Annotated in this window: 4 protein-coding genes and 1 other annotated feature; of the genes, 3 read left to right on the top strand and 1 reads right to left on the bottom strand. The window is 36.2% G+C overall.

What is annotated here, in order from left to right; translation table 11 throughout:
- Positions 1-370: sensor histidine kinase (locus AB3X49_RS17910; RefSeq protein ID WP_367963776.1), on the top strand; the 370-nt coding region annotated here is incomplete at its 5' end.
- Between the two features lie 138 nt (positions 371-508).
- Positions 509-1,411: an EamA family transporter gene (locus AB3X49_RS17905; RefSeq protein WP_367963774.1), complete on the top strand. Its 903-nt coding sequence runs from the start codon at positions 509-511 to the stop codon at positions 1,409-1,411.
- A gap of 195 nt (positions 1,412-1,606) precedes the next feature.
- Here AB3X49_RS17905 and metG read toward each other — a convergent pair whose 3' ends face one another.
- Entirely contained in the window at positions 1,607-3,241 is a 1,635-nt protein-coding gene (gene metG / locus AB3X49_RS17900) for a methionine--tRNA ligase (RefSeq protein WP_367963772.1), read from the bottom strand.
- Between the two features lie 50 nt (positions 3,242-3,291).
- Positions 3,292-3,562, bottom strand: a binding site (T-box leader).
- Positions 3,563-3,675: 113 nt separating this feature from the next.
- On the opposite strand from metG, the gene AB3X49_RS17895 reads away from it, so the two are divergent.
- Entirely contained in the window at positions 3,676-4,494 is an 819-nt protein-coding gene (locus AB3X49_RS17895; protein WP_367963770.1) for a class I SAM-dependent methyltransferase, read from the top strand.
- Positions 4,495-4,751 lie beyond the last annotated feature (257 nt).

Genomic DNA, 4,751 nt, shown 5'->3' with positions numbered 1-4,751 from the left:
ATCTAACATTAAACAAGATGTACAAATTTTAGCTGATCCTAAATTTATGCAAACTGCTATTTTTAACATTATCTCAAATGCAATTCATTATACAATTGACCATCAGCATGTATATATAAAACTTTATGAAAAGCCAAACGGTTACGCATTAGAAGTATTAAATACAGGTTCTCAAATTGATGAAGATAAACTTGCCCATTTATTTGAACCATTCTATCGCGCAAATCCTGACAAACATGGCTTAGTACAAGGTAGTGGTCTTGGGTTATATATTGTAAAACAAATATTAGATAAACATCAGTTTCCTTATGGAATACAAAACACACCTCAAGGTGTAAAATGCTCCATTGTATTCCCAAAAGCAATGTAAAACCTACTCTAATTTCATACCCCAAATTCATACTTCGTATGAATGGCGGAATTTTGTAGAGTATCTTACTCTGTTTCGTTCGCCCGTTATCCTTATTTGGATAGCGGGCGTTTTTTATTATTTAAAAGGAGGATTTTTATGGAGAAGTTTAAGTATTCACTACTCGTTTTACTCGGTGCTTGTAGCTACGGCGTACTTTCAACTATTTTTAAACTCGGATTCATCGACGGATTTTCATCACACCAACTACTAGGAGGACAATATGTCTTCGGATGGATTGGACTACTTTTACTCGTTCTTTTCTTTTCACGTCATAAAGTATCAAAAAAACAATTCTTTTCGTTACTAACAGTCGGCACAACAATGAGTATGACAGGTATTTTCTATGCTATTTCTGTAGAAGAACTGCCAGCCTCTATCGCTGTCGTTTTACTCTTTCAGTTCACTTGGATTGGTGTAGTCATCGAAGCGATTGCCAACCGAACATTCCCAAGCCGTGAGAAATTTATATCTATTATTATTTTATTTACTGGTACATTGTTTGCTGGTGGAGTATTTGAAGGTCTTGGACAAAACTTTTCTACGAAAGGTATTATTTTCGGACTATTAGCTGCCGTCTCTTTCTCATTCTATGTATTTGTAAGCGGGCGCGTTGCTACAGATGTTCCGCCTTATACGAAAAGCTTTCTTATGACAACGAGTGCTACTCTTATTGTATGCTTATTTTTCCCGCCTACCTTTTTAACGGACGGCGCTTTACAAGCAGGCCTATGGAAATATGCTTTCTTCCTTGGACTGTTCGGGGTTATTATACCTGTCATTTGTTTTTCAATTGGGGTACCAAAAGTCGGAACGGGACTTGGTACAATATTAGGTGCAGCTGAATTACCAACAGCAATTATCGCTTCTATTACACTTGTTCATGAAGTTGTATCGCCAATGCAGTGGATTGGGATTGTGGTTATATTACTCGGTATTTTCACACCACAACTACTTACTGCTAGGAAAGAAAAAAAACATAATCGTGTTCATAGTGCGTGACAACATCAACTTGTATATAAATGTGAATAAAGTTACGATATGTTAAACTTTATTACTACCTTCAAAATAACATATGATATTGCGGCTATTATTCTCGTAATCCTTGCTGTGCTTTTCTTTTTGAAAGATACGAAAGAGGGTTATACAGCATAACAAAAGACCTTTCATTTATTTGAAAGGTCTTTTCCTTATATTTCACTTTACCGCTCCATATAACTTCTCTACCTCATGTTCAATTTGTTTTACATCGATTCGCTCAAATAATGGCTGTACATTATCAATTCGGTTTGGCAACGTATTTTGAGGTTTCCAATTTACTTTAACACTCGATAATGTATTTCTAACTCTTTCACTTGAAAACGGTAAAAACGGTTCAAGCAGTTGTGCAAAGTTTGCTATTAGGTAAACACAATTATAAATTGTTTCCTCACATGAAACTGGGTCGTCTTCTCTTTGTTTCCAAGGCTGCTTTTCATCAAAGTATTTATTTGCAAAGCGTACTGCATCAAATATTGTTTCTAGTGCCACCTTAAATTTAGTTTGTTCAATCGCCTCTCCTACACTTTTATATAATCCTTCTACTTTATCTTTCAGCTCTACATCAATACTTCCCTTCGGTACAGTACCACCATAATATTTTTCAATAAACTTTAATGTCCGGTTCACAAAGTTCCCGTATGCACCTAACAATTCACTATTATGACTGTAAATGAATTCACGCCATGAAAAATCAGTATCACGATTTTCTGGTGCGTTAACTGTTAAAAAGTAACGAATAGAATCTGGATTATAGCGTTCTAATATGTCAGGCACCCATACTGCCCAGTTTTTACTTGTAGATAATTTTCTTTTTTCAACTGTTAAATATTCATTCGAAACGATATGACGCGGGATTGCTTCTTCTCCTATTCCAAGTAATACCGCTGGCCAAATGATTGAATGAAACGGAATATTATCCTTTCCGTGCACATAATATGTTTTCGCTTCTTTATCCCAAAACTCTTGATCATCTTTCCCTGTTTCTTCAGTCCAGCGTTTACTCGCCGAATAATATCCTGTCACTGCTTCAATCCATACGTAAATTTTCTTATCTTCATATCCTGCCACTGGAACTGGTACCCCAATTGGTAAATCACGTGACACTGCCCTATCTTGTAATCCTTCCTTTAAATATCTCTCTGTTAATTGAATTGCATTGTCGCGCCATGTTCCTTTCTGCTTTGCAATTTCTACGACCTCTTTAATTTGCTGCTGAAATTTATGCAATGCAAAATAGAAATGCTCTGTTTCCTGTACTGATGGCGTACTACCACATAACTTACATTTCTTTTCTAACAAATCGAGTGGATCTAAAATAGCGGAACAAGCATCGCATTGATCGCCCCTTGCGGCTTCATGACAATGCGGACAAATACCTTCTACATATCGATCCGGTAAAAATTGCGTACACGTTTCACAATAAGCTTGTTCAACTACTTTTTTATAAATATAACCTTCTTCTAATAGTCGCAAAAAGACTTTTTGAACAGTTTCATGATGATGCTCGCTATCTGTACGTGTATAGCAATCATAAGTAAAACCAAGGCTACGAAAACATCGCTCAAACTCTTCGTGATACTTATCAGCAATTTCTTTCACCGTCACACCTTCTTGCTTTGCTCTAATTGCAATCGGTGTTCCATTACAATCACTTCCTGAAACATACAACACATGCTCACCTTTTGCCCTGTAATAACGTGCTAAAATATCTCCTGGTAACAAACTAGCAATGTGTCCAAGGTGTAACGAACCATTTGCATACGGCCAAGCGCCTCCAATAAAAATACTCATCTTATATTCCTCCTTTAAAATATAAAAAGCCCCGCCCTTATCTTAAAAAAGATAAGGGCGGGGCTGTATAAACAGTCGCGGTACCACCTTATTTCGTCAGTCATTCGCATAACTAACCTTAACAAGTACGGAGCTATATGCTCTTATACTGTGGTTTTGATAACGAGTACCAACTCTCGTCGCCGCCTACTATTATCATTTGATAAGTTCAGGACGAAGCTCAAAGGCCATTGTTCAAATGAATATTCTTGCTTCTTCTCAGCTACCGAAGCTCTCTGGAAAGAATGGTTCCATTCTACTTTTCCTTTTCAACGCTTTTATGTATAAAACGTATTTTACGACTTAATACCAGAAAAATCAAACATTTATTCAAAAAAACAGGAAATTCTACTCATTCACCGAATAACTATACGTTCACAAAAGGAGTGATAAAATTGAATCAAAAACAACTAAGTACTATTAATGAAAAAAGCTGGAATGCAGCTGCTTATGAAGCTTGGACGAATCGTCACGGAACGCCAACGGATTATGCGAAAAAGATTATGGAAGAGCCCAAGCGCGAAGTAGCACATTATTTACCTTACATACAATCTCCAAAAGGAAAGCGTATTATTAATTTACTCGGATCAAAAGGAAATAAAGCAGTTGCTCTTGCTCTTTTAGGAGCCGATGTAACAGTTGTAGACATTTCAGCAAGTAATGAAAAATATGCAACCGAACTAGCCGAAGCTGCTGGTGTCTCTATTCAATATATCATTTTCGATGTACTAGATTTAAATCTATCCCAATCATTTGATATCGTGTTACTGGAACTTGGCGTGCTCCATTACTTTTTAGACTTAAAGCCACTCTTTCATATAATCTCTCACTTACTAAAACAAGATGGGACCTTTATACTACGTGACTATCATCCCGTTTATACAAAATTATTAGGAGTAGATCATCCATCATTTCGAGCAAATGGAAATTACTTCGACGAGGAACTTATTGAAAATGACGTAGCTTATAGTACTCTCCTTACGGGATCACAGAAATACGCTTTACCGAGAACAAAAATTAGGCGCTGGACACTAGGAGAAATAATTACATCAATGGCAGAAACAAATTTCAAGGTTGAAAAATTGATTGAAGAACACGGATCTCATCAAAAGTGGGTTTTCCCTTCTACTGCACCAGAGGGAATTGAAGAGCGTATACCCGGTCTATATACATTAATTGCGACAACATGCAAAAAAGGATCCCTTCACGGATAGGATCCTTTTTTTGCATGCTTACGCATATAAGTTGAGGTTGGAGATTACCATAATTCTATAGAATAGGACACAAGATATTTCAACATTCGTCTCTGACTTACGTCGTCAAAAAGGGGTATGACCAACATAACGAAGAGTAATGTTCAGTTGATAGTGATAATCGTTATTAACTAATTAGAAGTATACAGGATGTTATTTCAAATTACAATACCATTTCTGATTTTTATTTATGAATTTTTTGATATACAAATGTATAC

This window comes from Bacillus sp. C30, from assembly GCF_040838255.1.
In the GTDB taxonomy this organism is placed as follows: domain Bacteria; phylum Bacillota; class Bacilli; order Bacillales; family Bacillaceae_G; genus Bacillus_A; species Bacillus_A mycoides.
The sequence above is the reverse complement of the archived record's forward strand: the minus strand, read 5'-3'. Positions and strand labels throughout refer to the sequence as shown.

What these genes read in the sequence shown, in the direction of transcription:
- AB3X49_RS17905 (WP_367963774.1), top strand. Translation starts at nt 509, where the DNA reads ATGGAGAAGTTTAAGTATTCACTACTCGTTTTACTCGGTGCTTGTAGC.
- metG (WP_367963772.1), bottom strand. Translation starts at nt 3,241, where the DNA reads ATGAGTATTTTTATTGGAGGCGCTTGGCCGTATGCAAATGGTTCGTTA.